At 61.2% G+C, this 18,753-nt stretch carries 19 protein-coding genes; 4 read left to right on the top strand and 15 right to left on the bottom strand.

The window, feature by feature from the left end; translation table 11 throughout:
- Window positions 1–88 precede the first annotated feature (88 nt).
- A complete protein-coding gene (locus PMI25_RS00635; protein ID WP_002554837.1) occupies window positions 89–298 on the bottom strand; it encodes a cold-shock protein in 210 nt (69 codons plus the stop codon).
- Window positions 299–651: 353 nt separating this feature from the next.
- Here PMI25_RS00635 and dcd point away from each other — a divergent pair, with 353 nt between their 5' ends.
- Both dcd and PMI25_RS00645 read left to right on the top strand, forming a co-directional pair.
- Window positions 652–1,218, top strand: coding sequence for a dCTP deaminase (gene dcd / locus PMI25_RS00640; RefSeq protein ID WP_003222308.1), 567 nt, complete (start codon window positions 652–654; stop codon window positions 1,216–1,218).
- Window positions 1,219–1,321: 103 nt separating this feature from the next.
- Window positions 1,322–1,528 (top strand): hypothetical protein, encoded by a 207-nt coding sequence (locus tag PMI25_RS00645; protein WP_003222309.1) that lies wholly within the window; start codon window positions 1,322–1,324, stop codon window positions 1,526–1,528.
- 46 nt (window positions 1,529–1,574) lie between these two features.
- On the opposite strand, the gene pdeM is transcribed toward PMI25_RS00645, so the two are convergent.
- The 10 genes from pdeM to PMI25_RS00695 all read right to left on the bottom strand — a co-directional run bounded on the left by pdeM (window position 1,575) and on the right by PMI25_RS00695 (window position 14,844).
- Entirely contained in the window at window positions 1,575–2,231 is a 657-nt protein-coding gene (gene pdeM, locus PMI25_RS00650) for a ligase-associated DNA damage response endonuclease PdeM (RefSeq protein ID WP_007961918.1), read from the bottom strand.
- Window positions 2,231–4,717: a ligase-associated DNA damage response DEXH box helicase gene (locus PMI25_RS00655; protein ID WP_007961917.1), complete on the bottom strand. Its 2,487-nt coding sequence runs from the start codon at window positions 4,715–4,717 to the stop codon at window positions 2,231–2,233. The genes pdeM and PMI25_RS00655 overlap by 1 nt, the downstream gene beginning before the upstream one ends.
- Before the next feature lie 194 nt (window positions 4,718–4,911).
- Entirely contained in the window at window positions 4,912–5,676 is a 765-nt protein-coding gene (locus tag PMI25_RS00660) for an ABC transporter ATP-binding protein (protein ID WP_003222314.1), read from the bottom strand.
- 13 nt (window positions 5,677–5,689) lie between these two features.
- On the bottom strand, window positions 5,690–6,808 hold the full coding sequence (locus PMI25_RS00665) for a succinylglutamate desuccinylase/aspartoacylase family protein (protein WP_007961916.1): 1,119 nt from the start codon (window positions 6,806–6,808) through the stop codon (window positions 5,690–5,692).
- Between the two features lie 11 nt (window positions 6,809–6,819).
- Window positions 6,820–7,530, bottom strand: a complete 711-nt coding sequence (locus PMI25_RS00670; protein ID WP_003222318.1) for an ABC transporter permease — start codon at window positions 7,528–7,530, stop codon at window positions 6,820–6,822.
- Complete coding sequence (locus tag PMI25_RS00675; RefSeq protein ID WP_003222319.1) at window positions 7,527–8,255, bottom strand: ABC transporter permease; 729 nt, start codon at window positions 8,253–8,255, stop codon at window positions 7,527–7,529. Before PMI25_RS00675 ends, PMI25_RS00670 begins: the two co-directional genes overlap by 4 nt.
- Window positions 8,256–8,312: 57 nt before the next feature.
- Window positions 8,313–9,095 carry a transporter substrate-binding domain-containing protein gene (locus PMI25_RS00680; RefSeq protein WP_003222321.1) on the bottom strand — a complete coding sequence of 261 codons (783 nt, stop codon included), beginning with the start codon at window positions 9,093–9,095 and terminating at the stop codon, window positions 8,313–8,315.
- A gap of 388 nt (window positions 9,096–9,483) precedes the next feature.
- Window positions 9,484–11,172 (bottom strand): ATP-dependent DNA ligase, encoded by a 1,689-nt coding sequence (locus tag PMI25_RS00685; RefSeq protein WP_007961914.1) that lies wholly within the window; start codon window positions 11,170–11,172, stop codon window positions 9,484–9,486.
- On the bottom strand, window positions 11,169–12,203 hold the full coding sequence (locus PMI25_RS00690) for a ligase-associated DNA damage response exonuclease (RefSeq protein WP_007961913.1): 1,035 nt from the start codon (window positions 12,201–12,203) through the stop codon (window positions 11,169–11,171). The genes PMI25_RS00685 and PMI25_RS00690 overlap by 4 nt, the downstream gene beginning before the upstream one ends.
- Window positions 12,204–12,393: 190 nt before the next feature.
- Window positions 12,394–14,844: a penicillin acylase family protein gene (locus PMI25_RS00695; protein ID WP_007961912.1), complete on the bottom strand. Its 2,451-nt coding sequence runs from the start codon at window positions 14,842–14,844 to the stop codon at window positions 12,394–12,396.
- Window positions 14,845–15,289: 445 nt separating this feature from the next.
- On the opposite strand from PMI25_RS00695, the gene PMI25_RS00700 reads away from it, so the two are divergent.
- On the top strand, window positions 15,290–15,847 hold the full coding sequence (locus PMI25_RS00700) for a cysteine hydrolase family protein (protein ID WP_007961911.1): 558 nt from the start codon (window positions 15,290–15,292) through the stop codon (window positions 15,845–15,847).
- A gap of 184 nt (window positions 15,848–16,031) precedes the next feature.
- On the opposite strand, the gene PMI25_RS00705 is transcribed toward PMI25_RS00700, so the two are convergent.
- The 4 genes from PMI25_RS00705 to PMI25_RS00720 form a co-directional block, all read right to left on the bottom strand.
- Window positions 16,032–16,235: an SEC-C metal-binding domain-containing protein gene (locus tag PMI25_RS00705; RefSeq protein ID WP_007961910.1), complete on the bottom strand. Its 204-nt coding sequence runs from the start codon at window positions 16,233–16,235 to the stop codon at window positions 16,032–16,034.
- Window positions 16,232–16,726: an LEA type 2 family protein gene (locus PMI25_RS00710; protein ID WP_007961909.1), complete on the bottom strand. Its 495-nt coding sequence runs from the start codon at window positions 16,724–16,726 to the stop codon at window positions 16,232–16,234. The genes PMI25_RS00705 and PMI25_RS00710 overlap by 4 nt, the downstream gene beginning before the upstream one ends.
- 112 nt (window positions 16,727–16,838) lie before the next feature.
- The gene (locus PMI25_RS00715; RefSeq protein ID WP_007961901.1) at window positions 16,839–17,315 is read right to left on the bottom strand and encodes a YchJ family protein; all 477 of its coding nucleotides are present in this window, start codon (window positions 17,313–17,315) and stop codon (window positions 16,839–16,841) included.
- 4 nt (window positions 17,316–17,319) lie between these two features.
- Window positions 17,320–17,817, bottom strand: a complete 498-nt coding sequence (locus PMI25_RS00720; protein ID WP_007961899.1) for a DUF6231 family protein — start codon at window positions 17,815–17,817, stop codon at window positions 17,320–17,322.
- A gap of 197 nt (window positions 17,818–18,014) precedes the next feature.
- Here PMI25_RS00720 and PMI25_RS00725 point away from each other — a divergent pair, with 197 nt between their 5' ends.
- A complete protein-coding gene (locus PMI25_RS00725; protein WP_007961897.1) occupies window positions 18,015–18,710 on the top strand; it encodes an OmpA family protein in 696 nt (231 codons plus the stop codon).
- Window positions 18,711–18,753: the final 43 nt, after the last annotated feature.

Raw genomic sequence — 18,753 nt, forward strand, 5'->3', positions numbered from 1 at the left:
TGCGATCTTTTTTTGCGCATGGAAAAACACGCGCCCACAAAAAAGCCCCGCTTTTGAGGGCGGGGCTCTTTTCTAAAGAAGCTACAAGTTAGATAACTTGTACTTCTTCAGCTTGCATGCCTTTCTGACCGCGGGTAGCGATGAAAGAAACCTGTTGGCCTTCTTTCAGGCTTTTGAAGCCGTCGGACTGGATAGCTTTGAAGTGAACGAACAGGTCGTCACCGGATTGTGGAGTGATGAAGCCGAAGCCTTTTTCATCGTTGAACCACTTAACGGTACCGGTTTGGCGATTAGACATGGTGTAACTCCTTGAACAAAGATAACTGCGACTCAGGAAGAACCCTGGCCGAGACTGAGTGCAAAGAGCAGGAAAAATTCTTGTAGATGGTTGGATCGAAATTCAACATATCGTGTAGAGATTCTCAGTGACACAAGCAACACAGTGGCGCCACCTTAACCCTTTTTCCGGAACGTGCCAATGTTTCTTGCGAAGGTTTCTCTGTTTTAGGGATCGACGGTGTGACGGTTCGTCGCCAGGGCCTGTATTTCCAGGGTGTTCGGCGAGAATTGCAGCGCGGACTTTGAACCCGGCGGCGCGCCCGGTAAGATGCCGGACAGATTTTTTCCACCTCGCTATTCAGGACACCCGCCATGAGCATCAAATCGGACAAGTGGATTCGCCGCATGGCGCAGGAACACGGCATGATCGAGCCTTTCGTCGAGCGCCAGGTGCGCGGCAGCGACGACAGCCGTGTGATCTCCTACGGTGTGTCGAGCTACGGCTACGACGTGCGCTGCACCAACCATTTCAAGGTGTTCACCAACATCAATTCGGCGATCGTCGATCCGAAGAACTTCGACGCCGGCAGCTTCGTCGACATTCACAGCGACGTCTGCATCATTCCGCCGAACTCCTTCGCCCTCGCCAGCACCGTCGAATACTTCCGCATTCCGCGCAACGTATTGACCATCTGCCTGGGTAAAAGCACCTACGCGCGCTGCGGCATCATCGTCAACGTGACCCCGCTCGAGCCTGAGTGGGAAGGTCACGTGACGCTGGAGTTCTCCAACACCACCAACCTGCCGGCGAAAATCTACGCCAACGAGGGCGTGGCGCAGATGCTGTTCCTCGAATCCGACGAGCAATGTGAAGTTTCGTACAAGGACCGCGGCGGTAAATATCAGGGCCAGCGTGGCGTGACCCTGCCGCGTACCTGATCCATCCGGCAGTTCGCGGGAATTCTTTGGCGGGCAGACACTCTATGGGGTGTACTGCCCGTTTTTGCTTCTGGTAAAGCGGGCCTTCGCCGAGGAGGGTTCCATGAAGATCGATCCGCATATCACCGCCGAACTGGCAAGGCTTGAGCCCAATCAGGTTGGCGTTTTGGCCTGGTCCTTGTTGGCCCACCCGCTGAACATGGCCGGCGGGATTCCCGGTCAGCCTGATCCCGATACCCCCAACGAACAACCGACCGAACCGGGCGAGCCGACGCTGCCGGATGAGCCACCACCCGCGCCAGTGGCCTGAGCCGCTACCCCATGAATGGCCAGTCAGCTGAGGTTTGCCAAAGACCTCAGCTGACTGGCCATATTTCCTCGTCGCCGATGACGAAAATCCTGCAGGCGTGGTCTTTCTCCACCGGATAGCCGCCGGTAAACGCGCCAAACGCCGGAAGCAGGCTCAAACGCTCGCCCAGCCGGAAGCAGGCCAGGCGCAGGCTTTGCCGCCCCTTGCCGGTAAGCCGATAGACCGGGTGCACGTGCCCGGCCAGCACATGCCGTTCGGGGTGCGGGTCGGGTTCGTGTTGCAGGGCAAACGGCCCGAGCAGCAACGGTTCCGGCACCACCCGGATGTTCAATGATGCCGGAGGATCCCCCGCGCGCTTGTCATGGTTGCCACGAATCAGCGTCATCGGCAGATCCGCATGCCGTGTGCGCCATTCGGCCAAGGCATTCAACGTACCGGCCGCATGAGAGCCGGGACCGTGCAGAAAGTCGCCGAGGAAGATCAACTGACGACACGGCAGTTTTGCCAGCAAGCGGTCGATCACTTCGATATTCGCTGTCGTAGTGCCTTGCGGCACTGGCTGGCCGAGGCTGCGATAGGCGGCAGCCTTGCCGAAATGCACATCGGCGATCAACAGCGCTTGCTGCGCCGGCCAGTACAAGGCCTTTTCCGGCAGCAGCCAGAGTTCTTCGCCGGCCAGGCGCACCGGATAACCGCCGCTCATCAGGCTTTACCTTTGTCAGCAGATTTTTCCAGGTCGCCAACCATGCGCCGGATGCGGTCGGCGAGTTTTTCCGAACTCATGCTTTCGCGCATGCGCTCCACCAGCAACGGAAAGCCCAGCGGTGTAGGACGTTTGATCGGGTGCATGTCCAGTTTCATCCGGTTGATCCGCTCCAGTGTCTGTTCCAGACGACGAATATCCAGTTCTTCCCGTAGGACTTCTTCCCCGGCCTGAGCCAGCAGCAGGTTGTCGGCGTCGTATTGCTTGAACACTTCAAAGAACAACCCGCTGGAGGCCTGCACCTGACGGGTGCTTTTCGGCGCGCCGGGATAGCCGGCGAACACCAGCCCGGCGATCCGCGCGATTTCACGGAAGCGCCGCAGCGCCAGCTCCCCGGCATTGAGGCTGGCCAGCACGTCGCGCAACAGATGATCGGGGCTGAGCAGCGCCGCATCGAGTTGCCCGGACCAATCGACCGGCGTGGCGCTGAGCAACTCCAGCCCGTAATCATTGACTGCAATCGAGAACGTCAGTGGCTGGCGTTGACTCACACGCCACGCCAACAGGCTGGCGAGCCCCAGATGCACCTGGCGCCCGGCAAACGGGTAGAGGAAAAGGTGCCAGCCCTCGCGGGATTTCAGTACCTCCGCCAACAGACTGTCAGAGGTGGGCAGACCCGACCAGCGCGCCTGGGTTTGCAGCAACGGCTGCAGCGCGTGCATTTCCGCGCCGACGAACTCACCGCGCGCTGCCGCCGTGAAGCGGCTGACTACGGCGGCGGCCAGTTCGTTGGAGAGTGGCATCCGCCCGCCGTTCCAGCGTGGTACGGCGGCCTTTTTCGCGGTGCTGCGTTTGACGTAAGCGGTCATGTTTTCCACCCGCACCAATTCCAGCAGACGCCCGGCGAACAGGAAACCGTCGCCCGGTTTCAGCCGCGCGATAAAACCTTCCTCGACACTGCCCAACTGCTTGCCGCCGCCACCCTTGCTCCAGAATTTCAGGTTGATACTGGCGTCGCTGACGATGGTGCCGATGCTCATGCGATGCCGGCGGGCGAGTCGTGCGTCGGGGACGCGCCAGACGCCGTGTTCATCCGGTTCGACCCGGCGGTAATCCGGATAGGCCGTCAGCGACATCCCGCCATGACGTACGAAAGCCAGCGCCCAGGCCCAATCCGCCAGCGTGAGGTCACGATAGGCCCAGGCACCACGGACTTCTTCGTACAGCTCTTCGGGAATGAAGCCACCGCCCAGCGCCATGCTGACCAGATGCTGCACCAACACATCGAGCGGTTTGTGCGGCGACAGGCGCGGTTCGATGAGTCGTTGCGCCACGGCGTCGCCTGCGGCAGCGGCTTCGATCAGTTCCAGGCTGTGGGTCGGCACCAGCGTCACTCGCGAGGTGCGCCCCGGCGCGTGACCGGAGCGCCCGGCGCGTTGCATCAGCCGCGCCACGCCTTTCGCCGAGCCGATTTGCAGCACCCGCTCCACCGGCAGAAAGTCCACGCCCAGATCCAGGCTCGACGTGCAGACCACGGCTTTCAACTGCCCGTCCTTCAACGCTTGCTCGACCCAGTCGCGGGTCTCGCGGGACAGTGAGCTGTGGTGCAGCGCGATCAACCCGGCCCAGTCCGGCCGCGCCTCGAGCAGCGCCTGATACCAGATTTCCGATTGTGCGCGGGTATTGGTGAACACCAGGCTGCTGGCGCAGGCGTCCAGTTCGGCAACAACCTGCGGCAGCATCTTCAGACCGATGTGCCCGGCCCACGGAAACCGCTCGATGGCCGGTGGGATCAAGGTGTCGACCTCGAGTGATTTTTCACTCTGGCCCTGCACGCTGATGCCGCCACCCTGTGGGATCAGCACCTGTTCGGCGTGGGCTTGATTACCGAGGGTGGCGGACACGCCCCAGACGATCAGTTCGGGTTGCCAATGGCGCAGGCGGGCGAGGGCCAGTTGCAGCTGTACGCCGCGTTTGTTGCCGAGCAATTCATGCCATTCATCGACGACGATCATGCGCAGGCTCGACAGCGCGGTTTTCGCATCGGCACGGGCGAGCAGCAGGGTCAGGCTTTCCGGGGTGGTGATCAGCGTGGTCGGCAGGCGCCGGCCCTGACGCGCACGTTCGGCGCTGCTGGTGTCGCCGGTACGCAGGCCGATGCTCCATGGAATCTGTAAATCAGTGACCGGCGCTTGCAAGGCGCGCGTGGTGTCGGCGGCAAGGGCACGCATGGGCGTGATCCATAGCACGGTCAGCGGTTCGCTCTGGGGTTTGCGTTTACTGGTCGTGGCTGCGGACGCCGCTGAACGGGCGAAGCGGTTGAGCGCGGCGAACCACACCGCATAGGTTTTACCGGCGCCGGTGCTGGCGTGGAGCAAACCCGACTGACCTTGTTTGACGGCGGCCCACACCTGCTTTTGAAAGGCGAACGGCTTCCAGTTGCGTGCGCTGAACCAGGTTTTTGCGAGGTCGGGGGATTTCGCCATGCCGGCTGCGCGCTCTGAAAGTGTTCCTTCAGTGACCGCGCGGCAGGTCGACAAGTTTGATTTTTCAGGCTGGAACGGTGTGCTTTTTTGTAGGAGTGAGCCTGCTCGCGATGACGTCAGCACATTGAACATTGATGTGTCTGCAACACCGCTATCGCGAGCAGGCTCACTCCTACAGGGGACGGTGTCCGGGGTTACTTGAGGTTCCCGCTGAGGAACTGCTTCAGCCGTTCGCTCTTCGGGTTGCCCAGCACGTCTTCCGGTGCGCCTTCTTCTTCCACCAGCCCCTGATGCAGGAACAACACCTGGCTGGAAACCTTGCGGGCGAAGCTCATTTCATGGGTCACCATGATCATCGTCCGGCCTTCCTCGGCCAGTCCCTGAATCACCCGCAACACCTCACCCACCAGCTCCGGGTCGAGGGCCGAGGTCGGTTCGTCGAACAGCATCACTTCCGGCTCCATCGCCAGTGCCCGGGCAATCGCCACGCGCTGTTGCTGGCCGCCGGAGAGAAACGCCGGGTACTGATCGGCCACCCGCGCCGGCAGGCCGACCTTGTCCAGGTAGCGGCGGGCGCGGTCTTCGGCTTCCTGCTTGCTGCAGCCCAGCACCCGGCGCGGGGCCATGGTGATGTTTTCCAGCACGGTCATGTGGCTCCACAGGTTGAAATGCTGGAACACCATGGCCAGTCGCGTGCGCAGGCGTTGCAGTTCATTCGGATCGGCGACGTGCATGCCGTGGCGGTCGGTGACCATGCGGATCGCCTGGCCGTCGAGGCTCATGGCGCCATCGTTGGGTTGTTCGAGGAAGTTGATGCAGCGCAGAAAGGTGCTTTTACCCGAGCCGCTGGCGCCGATCAGGCTGATCACGTCGCCGGTCTTGGCCTTGAGCGAAACGCCTTTGAGTACCTGATGGTCGCCATAGCTTTTGTGCAGACCTTCAACCGTCAATTTGTACATGGGACAGACATCCTCAAGGCGAAAGTAGGTAGCCGCTGCGATAGGCTTCGGCGCCCGCCACGTGGGCGATCACCATGCCGGCAGTGGCCATGCGCCGCAGCGAGCGGGCGTACAGCAGGCCGGCGGCAGTGCAATGAATGGGGGTGACCCGGTCGTGGATCGGGTCGATGATTTCGGCAATCTGTTGCCCGGCTTGCAGGTATTGCCCGGCCGTGGCGGTGTACACCAGCAAGCCGCCCACCGGCGTGGTCACCGGTTCGACGCCGGCCAGCGGCGTGGCGGGGAAGGGCAGGGGCGGCTGCGGCTTGGTCTCGCCGACGATCGCGTCGAACTGGATCAGGTAATCGATCAAGGCCTGGCAGTCACGGCTGGCCAGCGGGTGATTGACGTCACCCTGGCCGCGCAACTCCACGGTCACCGAAAAACTGCCCAGCGGAATCTCGAAGTGTTCGCCAAAGCGTTCCTGCAGTTGCCACCACAGCAGGGTGAAGCATTCGTCGAACGATTGGCCGCCTGAGTCGGTCGCCAGCAGACTGGCCTGGGCTTCGATGTAACGCGCCAGCGGCTCGACCTGCGGCCACGCCTCGGGGGTGGTGTAGAGGTGAACCACGGATTCGAAATCGCAGTGCAGGTCCAGCACCATGTCGGCGTCGCACGCCAGCCGTTGCAGGGTCAGGCGCTGGGATTGCAGCTGCGTGCCGGGCGTTTGCCGGGCGAGCGCGTTGCGCAGGCTGGCGCGGATCAGCTCAAGGTTGCGTTGCGGGTCGTCGCTCAGCTTGCCTTCGATGTCGTTGCCGATTTCTTCGCTGAGGTCGACGAACCAGCGATTGAAATTCTGCCCGCTTTCCATCTCGTAACGGCCCAGCGGTACGTCCATCAGCACTTGTTCGAGGCCGACCGGATTGGCCACCGGCACCAGCACGATCTGACTGCGCAGGCGCCCGGCGGCTTCCAGCTCCGCCAGGCGCTGCTTGAGGTGCCAGGCCACGAGCATGCCGGGCAGTTCGTCGGCATGCAGCGAGGACTGGATGTAGATCTTGCCTTGGGCCTGCTCCGGGCCGAAGTGGAAGCTGTGGATCTGTCGTGCGGTCCCCGGCACCGGGGCCAACAGGTCATGGATCTGGTGTCGCATTACAAGTTTTCCTAGTGGGTCGGCCCGAGGAACGCCAGCCATCGGCGTTCGGCGAGGCGGAACAGGCCGACCAGCGCAAAGGTAATGGTCAGGTAGATCAGCGCGGCGATGCCGAACGACTGGAAGGTCAGGTAGGTCGCCGAGTTGGCGTCCCGCGCAACTTTCAGGATGTCGGGGATGGTCGCGGTGAAGGCCACGGTGGTCGAGTGCAGCATCAGGATCACTTCGTTGCTGTAATACGGCAACGACCGGCGCAGCGCCGAAGGCATGATCACGTAGGCGTACAGCTTCCAGCCGGTCAGTCCGTAGGCCTTGGCCGCTTCGACTTCGCCATGGTTCATGCTGCGGATCGCCCCGGCGAAAATCTCCGTGGTGTAGGCGCAGGTGTTCAGGGCGAACGCGAGGATCGTGCAGTTCATCGCATCGCGAAAGAAACTGTCGAGCAACGGCTGCGCGCGCACGGCGGCCAGGCTGTAGATCCCGGTGTAGCAGATCAGCAACTGGATGTAGAGCGGCGTGCCACGGAACAGGTAGGTGTAGAACTGCACCGGCCAGCGCACATAAAAATGCGAAGACACACGGGCGATCGACAACGGGATCGACACCAGAAAACCGATGAAGATCGAGGCGCTGAGCAGCCACATGGTCATCGCCAGACCGGTGATGTTGTTGCCGTCGGTATAAAGGAAGGGTTTCCAGTATTCCTGCAGGAGTTCGATCATCGTACGGCCTCCCGGGCACCGGCGGCGTAGCGACGCTCGAGCCAGCGCAGGATGACGTTGGATGCACTGGTGATCAGCAGATAGATCAAGGCGGCGAGTACCAGGAAGTAGAACAGTTGATAGGTGCTTTTACCGGCGTCCTGCGCGGCTTTGACCAGATCGGCCAGACCGATGATCGACACCAGTGCGGTGGCCTTGAGCATCACCATCCAGTTGTTGCCGATGCCCGGCAGAGCAAAGCGCATCATTTGCGGGAACACCACAAAGCGAAAACGCTGGCCGCGCTTGAGGCCGTAGGCGGTGGCCGCTTCGACCTGACCGCGTGGTACGGCGAGGATCGCCCCACGGAAGGTTTCGGTGAAATACGCGCCATAGATGAAGCCCAGGGTGATCACCCCGGCGGTAAAGGAGTCGATCTCGATGTAGTCCCACTCCATGACGTCGGTCAGGGCGGTCAGCCAGGTTTGCAGGCTGTAGAAAATCAGCAGCATCAGCACCAGGTCCGGCACCCCGCGAATCAGCGTGGTGTAGAGCTGGGCAGGCAGGCGCAGCAGTTTCGATTTCGACAGTTTGGCACTGGCGCCCAAGAGGCCGAGCAACACGGCCACCAGCAGCGACAACGCCGACAATTTGATGGTCATCCAGGTGCCTTCCAACAGCAACGGACCGAAGCCCTTGAGGCTGAAGGCGGAGAGCCCCAGATTTTGTAAGAGGTTTTCGAACATAAATCAGCAACCTGAGCGGATGGAAAAGGCGCCCATCGTGGATGGGCGCCGGGGGCATTATTTGCCGCTGTACAGATTCAGATCGCCAAAGTGTTTCTTTTGAATCTCGGCGTATTTGCCGTCATCGTGTAACGCTTTGATACCTTTATCTAAAAGCGCCTTCAGCTCTTTGTTACCTTTCTTAATACCGACAGCGGTTTTGGCTGGCAGCAATTCACTGTCGACCGGCTTGCTGACTTCGTAGTTGGCGCCATCCGGCGACTTCAAAAAGCCCAGTTCGGCTTGCAGCATGTCCTGAATCGAGGCGTCGAGACGGCCGTTTTTCAGGTCGGCGTAGACCTGATCCTGGTTGGCGTAAGCCTGGATTTTCACCCCGGCCTTCTCCAGCACAGCCTTGGCGTAGGCTTCCTGAATGGTGCCTTGCTCGTAACCGACCGATTTGCCCTTGAGGGACGCGACGTCATCGCTCAGGCCGGAGCCCTTCTTGAACACGTAGGAAGTCGGGCCGGAGAACAGCTCGCTGGAGAAGTCGATCGCCTTTTCACGGGCCGGGGTCACGGTCATCGACGAGATCACACCGTCGAATTTGTTGGCGTTGAGGCCCGGAATCATGCCGTCGAAGTCGCTTTCAACCCATTTGCACTTGACCTTCAGCTCGGCGCAGATCGCGTTGCCCAGGTCGATGTCGAAGCCCACCAGGCTGCCGTCAGCCGCTTTCGACTCGAACGGTGCGTAGGAAGGATCAACGCCAAAACGCAGCTCTTTGTATTCCTTGGCCAGCGCGGAGCCGGCAGCCATGCACAACGCCAGTGCAGAAAGGGTCAGCAATGCTTTTTTCATTATTCAATCCCTAAGAACCAATATGAGCGCTTGTGGCGCAGAATTATTGTTACTGCAACGCGTACGACCTATAGAAAGTAGCAATTTCCGAACCAGAGTCCCGAACAAGTGTTTTAAAAGGTTGGGGGAGGGAGAAGGGAGAGGGATTGGTGCACGAAAATGGGCGCGGGGAATGAGCTGCACCAAGTTGGGTCGATGCAGAATTTTTTAGTGATGTGATGAGCTATTGTGGCGAGGGAGCTTGCTCCCGCTGGAGGGCGAAGCACTCCCCCAGGATTTTTCAGACAGACCGCATTTTTTGCGACTGCCGCGCAGTCGGGCGGGAGCAAGCTCCCTCGCCACAGGGAGTGCATTCAGTTGATTGTAATCAGTGTCCCGGAAAACCCGGTCAGGCCAGCAAATCCTGCAATGTCGCCAGGCTGTCGGCCTCATCCACCGTTTTATCCTGCCGCCAGCGCAGCATGCGCGGAAAACGCACGGCGATCCCGCTCTTGTGCCGCCGCGACAGGGCGATGCCTTCGAACCCCAACTCGAACACCAGACTCGGTTTGACGCTGCTGACCGGGCCGAATTTTTCCACGGTGGTCTTGCGCACAATGCTGTCGACCTGGCGCATCTCTTCGTCGGTCAGCCCCGAATAGGCCTTGGCGAACGGCACCAGCGCGCGTTGGCTGGACTCCGGCGGGCCGTCCCATACGGCGAAGGTGTAATCGCTGTAGAGACTGGCGCGCCGGCCATGTCCGCGCTGGGCATAGATCAACACCGCATCGACGCTGAACGGATCGACCTTCCACTTCCACCACACGCCCATGTCCTTGGTGCGGCCCACGCCATACAGGGCATCGCGGGCCTTGAGCATCATGCCCTCGACCCCGAGGCGCCGTGACGCCTCGCGCTGACGGGCCAGATCGAACCAGTCACTGCCGGTCAGAATCGGCGAGGGCAGTAACACCGGGTTGTTACCGTGGGCGATCACTTGTTCCAGTTGCGCCCGCCGTTCGGCCTGCGGACGGTTACGCCAGTCCTCGCCCTGCCACTCCAGCAAATCGTAAGCGAGCACCACCACCGGCACCTCTTCGAGGATTTTCCTGTCCAGGGTCTTGCGCCCGATCCGTTGCTGCAGCAGGGCGAACGGTTGCACCGCGGGTGGCTCTGTCGATTGCGGATCGAAGGCGTCTTCGGTGCTCGGGTGGGTACTTTTCCAGACCACGATTTCGCCGTCGATCACCGTGCCGTCAGGTAACGAGTGGATCAAGGTATCGAATTCGGGGAAGCGTTCGGTCACCAGCTCTTCACCCCGTGACCAGACCCACAACCGACCCTCGCGCTTGACCACCTGCGCGCGGATGCCATCCCACTTCCATTCCACCTGCCATTTGCTCGCCGGCCCCAGCAGCCCTTCAAATTCCTCGACCGGTTGCGACAAGGCATGCGCGAGGAAAAACGGGTAGGGCTGGCCGCCACGTTGCGCATGTTCGTCGGCGGATTCCGGCGCGATCAGTTTCAGGTAGCTGGTCGCGTTCGGCCGGTTCGACAGGTCGGTGTAACCCACCAGGCGCTGCGCCACGCGTTTGCTGTCGAGGCCGGCCATCGACGCCAGAGCGCGAGTGACCAACAGTTTCGACACGCCGACGCGGAAGCTGCCGGTGATCAACTTGATGCACAGCATCAGGCTCGGCCGATCCAGTTGCGCCCACAGCGCGGGCAGATGGCGAGCGAGGTATTCCGGGGTTTCACCGCGCAGCGGCAGCAGCTTGTGTTCGATCCATTCGGCAAGGCCGGCCTCGGAGCTGTGCAGATTTTCCGGCAGCACCAGGGAAATGGTTTCCGCCAGATCGCCGACAGCCTGATAACTTTCCTCGAACAGCCACGGCTCCAGCCCCGAGACCTCGACGGCCAGTTCGCGCAGGATGCGCACCGGCACCAATTGTCTTGGGCGCCCACCGGACAGAAAGTACACCGCCCACGCCGCATCCTGCGGTGCAGCCTTGGCGAAGTAGGTTTGCATGGCGGCCAATTTGGCGTTGCTGGACGTGGTGGCGTCGAGTTCGGCATACAACTCGGCGAAGGCTTTCATGCTTGCACCTCGGCGATCACAGGTTCGGCGCTGATGTTTTCCTCTTCATCGTCGCCGTATTCGGTGTTGAAACCCTGCGCATCCAGACCCTTTTCTCGCAGATGCCGCACCAGCACGCCGATCGAACCGTGGGTGACCATCACCCGTTCGGCGCCGGTCTGTTCGATGGCCCAGAGCAGGCCGGGCCAGTCGGCGTGATCCGACAACACGAAACCGCGATCCACACCGCGCCGCCGGCGGGTGCCGCGCAAACGCATCCAGCCACTGGCAAACGCATCGCTGAAATCACCGAAGCGGCGCATCCAGGTGCTGCCGCCCGCCGAGGGCGGGGCGATGACCAGCGCCTGGCGCATGATCGGGTCAGACTTTTTCACATCACCGGCGTAGATCGTCGGCGGCAGGTACACGCCGGCCTCGCGGTAAACCCGGTTCAGCGGCTCGACTGCACCGTGGCTGAGGATCGGGCCGAGGCTGGCGTCGATGCCGTGAAGAATCCGCTGAGCCTTGCCGAATGAATAACAGAACAGCACGCTGGCCTTGCCCGCCGCAATGTTCGCCTGCCACCACTGGTTGATCTCGTTGAACACCTGCGCCTGTGGCTGCCAGCGATAGATTGGCAGGCCGAAAGTCGATTCGGTGATGAAGGTGTGGCAGCGCACCGGTTCGAACGGCGCGCAGGTGCCATCAGGTTCGATCTTGTAGTCGCCGGATGCGACCCAGACTTCGCCACCGTATTCCAGACGCACCTGTGCCGAACCGAGCACATGCCCGGCGGGATGGAAACTCAAGGTCACGCCGTGGTGGGTCAGTCGCTGGCCGTAGGCGAGGGTTTGCAAGTTGATGTCCTGACCCAGACGCGCACGCAAAATCCCTTCGCTGGCGCTGCTGGCAAGGTAATGCTGGTTGCCGCCACGGGCATGATCGCCGTGGGCATGGGTGATCACCGAGCGCTCGACCGGGCGCCACGGATCAATATAGAAATCCCCGGCAGGGCAATACAAACCTTCGGGGCGGGCGATAACAAGGTCCATGTCGTTACCAGAATGGGGGGCTTGTTAGCTATGAGGTTGGCGCGAGTCCGGAAGTTCTATCGATTATTTTAGAGTCGCTACAAAACCAATGTGGGAGCGAGCCTGCTCGCGAAAGCGGTTTAACTGACACATCTATTCTGACTGTGTCTCCGTCTTCGCGAGCAGGCTCGCTCCCACAAGGGAACTGCGTTTATTTGCCCGGAGTGAGGGTCAAACGCGTCTTGCCATATACCCGGTCAAAGTTCTGCGGCTGCAGCGGCAAGCCGATGTACTGGCCCTTGAGCCAGGCGTCGATGCCGTTGAGGTAGTTCGGACTGGCCGGGTTGCCGGACTGGCCGGTGCCGTTCTGGCCCATCAGCGGTTCGCTCTGGCTGAAGTCGACGATGAAACGCATCGACGGCGCACGGGTGGTGTTGAAGTCCTGACCCCAGGCAAACGCCGCGGTGTTGAGCGTGGTGTGATCGCCACCAGCAGCCAGCGGGCCGCGAACGGTCTGGCCGTTGGCGTTTTTCCACGTGTAGCTGTGCAGTTTGCCCCACTGCCAGGCCTTGTGATCGCCACCCAACTGACTGTCGCCAGCGTTGATCGCGGCGGCCAGACTGCGCGCCAGAATCACAGCTTTGTCTTCTTTCTGCGGGGTACGCAAGTCATCCCAGAACGGGCTGTCTTCGCGCCCGAGCAGGTGATCGGCCTGCGCCGCGTAGGACAAGTCGCCATTGGCAACAAAGGCTTTCCACGCCGAGCTGGACTCGGGGCCAAGTTCGTCGAGGAAGATCTGCTTCATGCTTTCCTGCAGGAACAGTTCATAGATCGCCGCATCCGCCGAGGTCGGGCTGAGCTTGCCGTCGAACGCCATCAACCGGGTAAACGCTTCGCGGGCCTTGCTGCGATCGGCTTCCGGCAGGGCGTCGATCGCCTGTTTCAGCGGCTGCTTCATGCCCGGCGCTTCGAACATTTTCTTCAGCTTGGCGGCAAAGGTGGTGGTCTGGTCGTACTGCATGGCGATCACGCTGCGACCGTCCTGTTTGCCACTGCCGGCCAGTTCTGCCAGACGTTCGCCGCGCTCCGGCGCCGCCCACGAGTTGGACAACTGCATGCCGTAGCCGTGAGGAATGACCCGCTGGTTGGCGGTGCCGAGCCAGCCCTGGGTCGGGTCCTGATCGTACGGGTGCAACATCGGGTCGGCGTAACCGTCCCAGTCGTAACGACCCTCCCAGCCCGGCGATGGCAGCAAACCTTCGCCTTCGCGACGGTTGGGGAAACGTCCGGTGACCTGCCAGCCGATATTGCTGGCGTCGGCGAACACCATGTTCAGGGCGATCGCACGGATCTCGCGGCTGGCGTCTGACGCGCGTTCAACGTTCTGCGCACGGGTCAGGTCGAAAAATGCGTCCAGCGATTTGTCGTCGGTGAAGCTCGGGGTTTGCAGGGCCAGGCCGAAACCGTTGACTTGCGCCGCAGCCTGGGCACTGTTGAGCAGCGCGCCGTGGCGGGTTTCGTACACGGCTTCGCGAATCGGCCGCTGGCCTTTGACGAAATAGGTTTCATTGCGCACGCCCAGCGGCTGCCATTTGCCGTTGACCTCGTAGGTCAGGCTGCTGCCCTGACGGCGGATTTTTTCCAGGAACAGGTCCTGGTTGTCGCCGAGCACGCTGGTGGCGCTCCACGCGACTTTGCCGTTGAAGCCACCGAGGACCATCGGCAAACCGGCGACGGTGACACCGGCGGCCTGATATTTCGGCGCGCGGATCTGCACGAAAGTCCACAGCGACGGCGCTGCCAGTGGGCCATGGGCATCGCTGGCGAGAATGCTCTTGCCGCTGCGGCTGCGTTGCGGGCCGATGGCCCAGTTGTTCGAGGTGCTGGCGCCCAGCAGATTCACCGCCGCCAGTTGCTGGCTGGCGTTGCTCAGTTCGGTCAGGCCGGGGACCTGCCCGTTGAGCTTGAGGCCTTGCAGCTTGTCAGCCTCGGCCAATGGCAAGTTCTCGTCCGGCGCGGACGGGGTCAGCCAGGCGAGTTTGTCGCTGCTCACGGTTTGCGCCAGCACCAGCGAGGAAATCTCTTCCGGCAGGTTGGCCGACTGGCTGAAGTTCAACAGCGCAAAGATCAGCGCCGAGTCTTCCGGTTTCCAGTATTCAGGCTTGTAGCCGCTGGACGCGAGGTCGCCCGGCAGTTTGTCGGCGTAGCGGAACAGGTAGGCGTTGACGCCCCGCGCATAGACTTCGAAGAAACGCTTGAGGCGTGGCGACGAGGCCTTGTACAGCTCGTCGGCGCTTTTCTTCAGGTTGACCGCGCGCATGTAGCGGTCGGCGTCGAGCATCGAAGCGCCGGACATTTCCGCCAGGCGCCCCTGGGCCAGCAGGCGCAGGGTGACCATCTGGTTGATGCGGTCGCTGGCGTGGACGTAACCGAGGGTGAACAGTGCGTCGTGGAAGCTATTGCTTTCGATCAACGGCATGCCCATGGCATTGCGTCGCACCGAAACGTTCTGCGCCAGACCCTTGAGCGGTTGCACGCCGGAGGTGGGCGGGAGGGTGTCCTGCGCGTTCCAGGTCTGGCAACCGGACAGGCTCAAGACACCGGCCACTGCTGCGGCAACGCCGAACCGGGGAAGAAAATGTATGAGGGCTGGCGAGGCCATGGCAAAGCTCCTGCGGGGGTGTAGAGGCTGGGGGCGCAATAAAGCCGCTACGTTAGTGAGCAGGAGATGGCCGCGCAAGCGGGGCGAGCGGTTATTTCTGTATTTGTCTGACCAACAGCAAATCTGCAGAGATAACAGTGTTTTTGTGGCGAGGGAGCTTGCTCCCGCTCGGCTGCGCAGCAGTCGTTATCCAGACTGCGCATTTTACTGATAGATCGCGGCGACCAGTTTGGGAGCGTTTCGCACTCCAGCGGGAGCAAGCTCCCTCGCCACAACAACGATCCATCCAGATATCAGGATTTCGGCGGGTTGATCTTCTGCACCAAGACATACGCGTTCACCGTCGCCGGGCGATCCTTGATCGGGTTGAATCAGAGCTTGCTCACCCCGTGGCGGTGATGCTGAAGTGCGGGAAACTCAATGACCCTGCGTGAGACAAATCGCCATGGAGCTTCAGACCAACGCAGCACTGATCATTATCGACCAGCAACAAGGCATTCTGCAGCCGCGCCTGGGGCGGCGGAACAATCCACAGGCCGAAGAACGCATGCTCGATTTACTGAGGGCGTGGCGCAGTAGCGGACGGCCGGTGATTCATGTGCAGCATCTGTCGCGCGAACAGGGTTCGGTGTTCTGGCCCGGACAGTCAGGAGTTGAATTTCAGCAGAGATTCTTGCCGCAGGACGGCGAATGGCTGATCCAGAAGCAAGTGCCGGATGCGTTCTGTGCCACGGGTCTGGAAGGGCAGTTGCGTGAGGCCGGGATCGGGCAATTGATCATTGTTGGTGTCGCGACCAACAACTCGGTGGAATCCACGGCGCGTACGGCGGGTAATCTGGGGTTTGAGGCGTGGGTGGTGGAGGATGCGTGTTTCACCTTCGACAAGGCCGATTACTTCGGCACACCGCGTTCAGCCGAAGAGGTGCACGGGATGTCGCTGGGGAATTTGCACGGGGAGTATGCGACGGTGGTTAGTGCTGCGCGGATTCTGGCAGTCGCCTGAGGAACCTGTGGAAGCTGGCTTGCCAGCGATAGCGGAGTGTCAGGCTGCATCAATGCTGGATGTGCCGGCCTCATCGCTGGCAAGCCAGCTCCCACAGTCGACTGCGTAGGAATGCGGTCAACTGTGGGAGCGAGCTTGCTCGCGAAGGCAATGTGTCAGGCGAAGAATATCTTCACCGGAAACATCAAGCGCCGTGGCACTTCTTGAATTTCTTGCCGTTGCCGCATGGGCAAGGGTCGTTGCGGCCGACGTCCTTCAGGGCGTTGCGCACCGGTTCCTGGTGGGTGTGGCCGCAGTTCGGGCCGTGGACATGGCCATGGTCGTGATCGTGATGATGGTCATGATCGTGGTTGCAGTCAGGGCCATGGACATGAGGTTGCTGAGTCATCGGTTGTGCTCCGGAATTAAATCGGCGGGGATTATCACGCCATTGCGCTCCAGGTGCACGTAGTGGGCGATGAATAAACCGGTTTCCATTTCGCCCTGCAGCCGATAGGGAATCTGCTGATTGGGACTTTTCAGCATTTTCACCACGTCTTTTACCCGAGGCCACAGGTTGGTGCGGATCGGTATCCGGTAGAACCCGCTGCTTTTCGGCCCCACGGTGATCCAGTGTTCATGCTCGCCTTCGGCCAGCAGCATATCGGCCAGATGAATGCGATATTCCATGCCGCGCACGGTCAGGTCGCTGTCGTTGGGATTGTCGATACGAAAGTGCAGGATGAATTTCTGCTCGAGCAGCTTGGCCCGCACCACCTCGACTTTCACCAGGTGCACGGCGGGGTCGATGCTGTCGTCGCTGAACCATGAGGCGCAACCGCCGAGGTTCAGGATCAACAGCAGGGGAAGAATGTTGAATGTGCGCCATAGTCCGAGCATGAGTTAACTCCCTTTGCAGCCAGTCTAGACGCTAAAAAGATCGCAGCCTGCGGCAGCTCCTACATGCGTTGCGTTCCCTGTAGGAGCTGCCGCAGGCTGCGATCTTTTGATCCTACACGCCGAAATACCCCGCACAGCACTTCTTGAACTTCTGCCCGCTGGCACACGGGCAACTGTCATTGCGCCCCAGCTTCAACTGCACGGTCGGGTCGATGAAGTACCAGCGGCCGCTGTTCTGCACGAACGAGGAGCGCTCGCGGTGGCTGTGTTCGCCCTGGCTGTCGTGCCAGCGCGCGGTGAAAGTGACGAAGGCGTGTTCGGGCTGGCCGCCGAACACTTCCGAGCTTTCGACTTCAAGACCGAGCCAGGTGCTCTGCGCGCTCCAGGCGCTGATCGCCTGGCGATCCAGACCGGCCTGCTGAGCGGGCAGGGTGGTGGCCACCAGATAGTCGATCAGCCCCAGCACGTAGGCGCTGTAGCGTGAACGCATCAGCGCTTCGGCGCACGGCGCCGGGTGGCCTTCGTGATAGTGACCGCAGCAGGCTTCCAGCAGGTTGCCGCTGCCGCACGGGCAAATGGCTGTACTCATTGCATTACCACCAGTATTTCCCGAAGTTTTCCGGATTGGCCCAGAACCGTGAGTTGAGCCAGTCGGGGACTTGTTTGTAGTCAAGCAGATCGTAGGTGAACAGGGTCAGTACCTGCTCGTCGCGCTGAAAACGTTCGCTGGCTTGCAGCGCCAGTGAGTAGAAATCGGTTTCCTGCCAGCCGCTGGCCGGCAGATCCGCCAGCACGGCGATGCGGCTGGCGTTGAGGTTGCGGATCCCGCCCAGCAGATTCAAACCGTCACGCTTGGGCAGATGTTCAAGGCAATCGACCACCAGCGCCAGATCGAAGCGCCGCGCTGCCAGTTCGGCGGGCAATGCACCGGGTTCGGCGTGGGCCACGCAGCAGTCCGGGTGCGCCTGCTTGAACGCGGCGAGCGCCGGAAATTCGCTGGCGCCGATCAGCAGCAGACGCGCCGGGGCATAGCGATCCAGTAAAGCGGCCAGCGCCTGTTGCGGCGTGCGCGGAGAAATGGCGACGTTCATCGGAGCTCCTCAATCAGATCGCCAAGACTAGCGCGCCAGACGGATCCGGCCTAGACCCCGTTTTGTCACGCATGGCAAAAGTGCCAAATCCCTGTGAACACGGTCCCAAATGACGCTGGCCTATTGCTGGCGGAGATTAAAACTCCGGTCTTTACTCCGTGAATCGGTTCTAAGCCGATCCCTCAGGAGAAAACCAGATGAGCATAGTTCGGACAGCATTACCTTTGATTCTGCTAACCAGTGTGTTGACTGGTTGCGCAGGTTTGCAGAAAACCGACTGGCCGACCTGTGCGGCGGTCGGTGGTGTGGTCGGTGCCGGTCTCGGTGCGACGGAAAGTTCGGCGTGGGCCGGCTACGGCGCCCTGCTGGTCGGCGGTACGGCAGCAGCCTATTGCTGGGTGCACGGTGATGGCGACGAAGACGGCGATGGTGTGCCGGACAGTCGCGACAAGTGCCCGCACACCCCTAAAGGCGTGCAGGTTGATGCTGACGGCTGCCCTCCACCAGCCCCGGCGCCAGTGGTAGAGGAGGCGGTTGTGGTCAAGGAAGAAACCATCGTCATTCGCGATGTGCACTTCCAGTTCGACAAAGCCACTCTGACCGGAGCCGATAAACAGGTTCTGGACAAAGTCGCCACGCGCCTGAAACAAGAGTCGTCCACGGCGCAACTGACCGTGACCGGCCACACCGACAGCGTCGGCAGCGATGCCTACAACAAGAAACTCTCGGATCGTCGCGCGCACTCGGTGGTGGAATACCTGATTTCGCAAGGTGTGCCGCGTGCCAGCTTCGTCTCGGTATCGGGCATGGGTGAAAGCCAGCCAGTGGCGGATAACAAAACCGCCGATGGCCGCGCACAGAACCGTCGCACCGAAATCAAAATCGTCCGCTAGTCCCTCTCGCATCCGCGGCTTGTGCAGTCGCGGATGCGGGTCT

The organism is Pseudomonas sp. GM30 (assembly GCF_000282275.2).
Lineage (GTDB): Bacteria > Pseudomonadota > Gammaproteobacteria > Pseudomonadales > Pseudomonadaceae > Aquipseudomonas.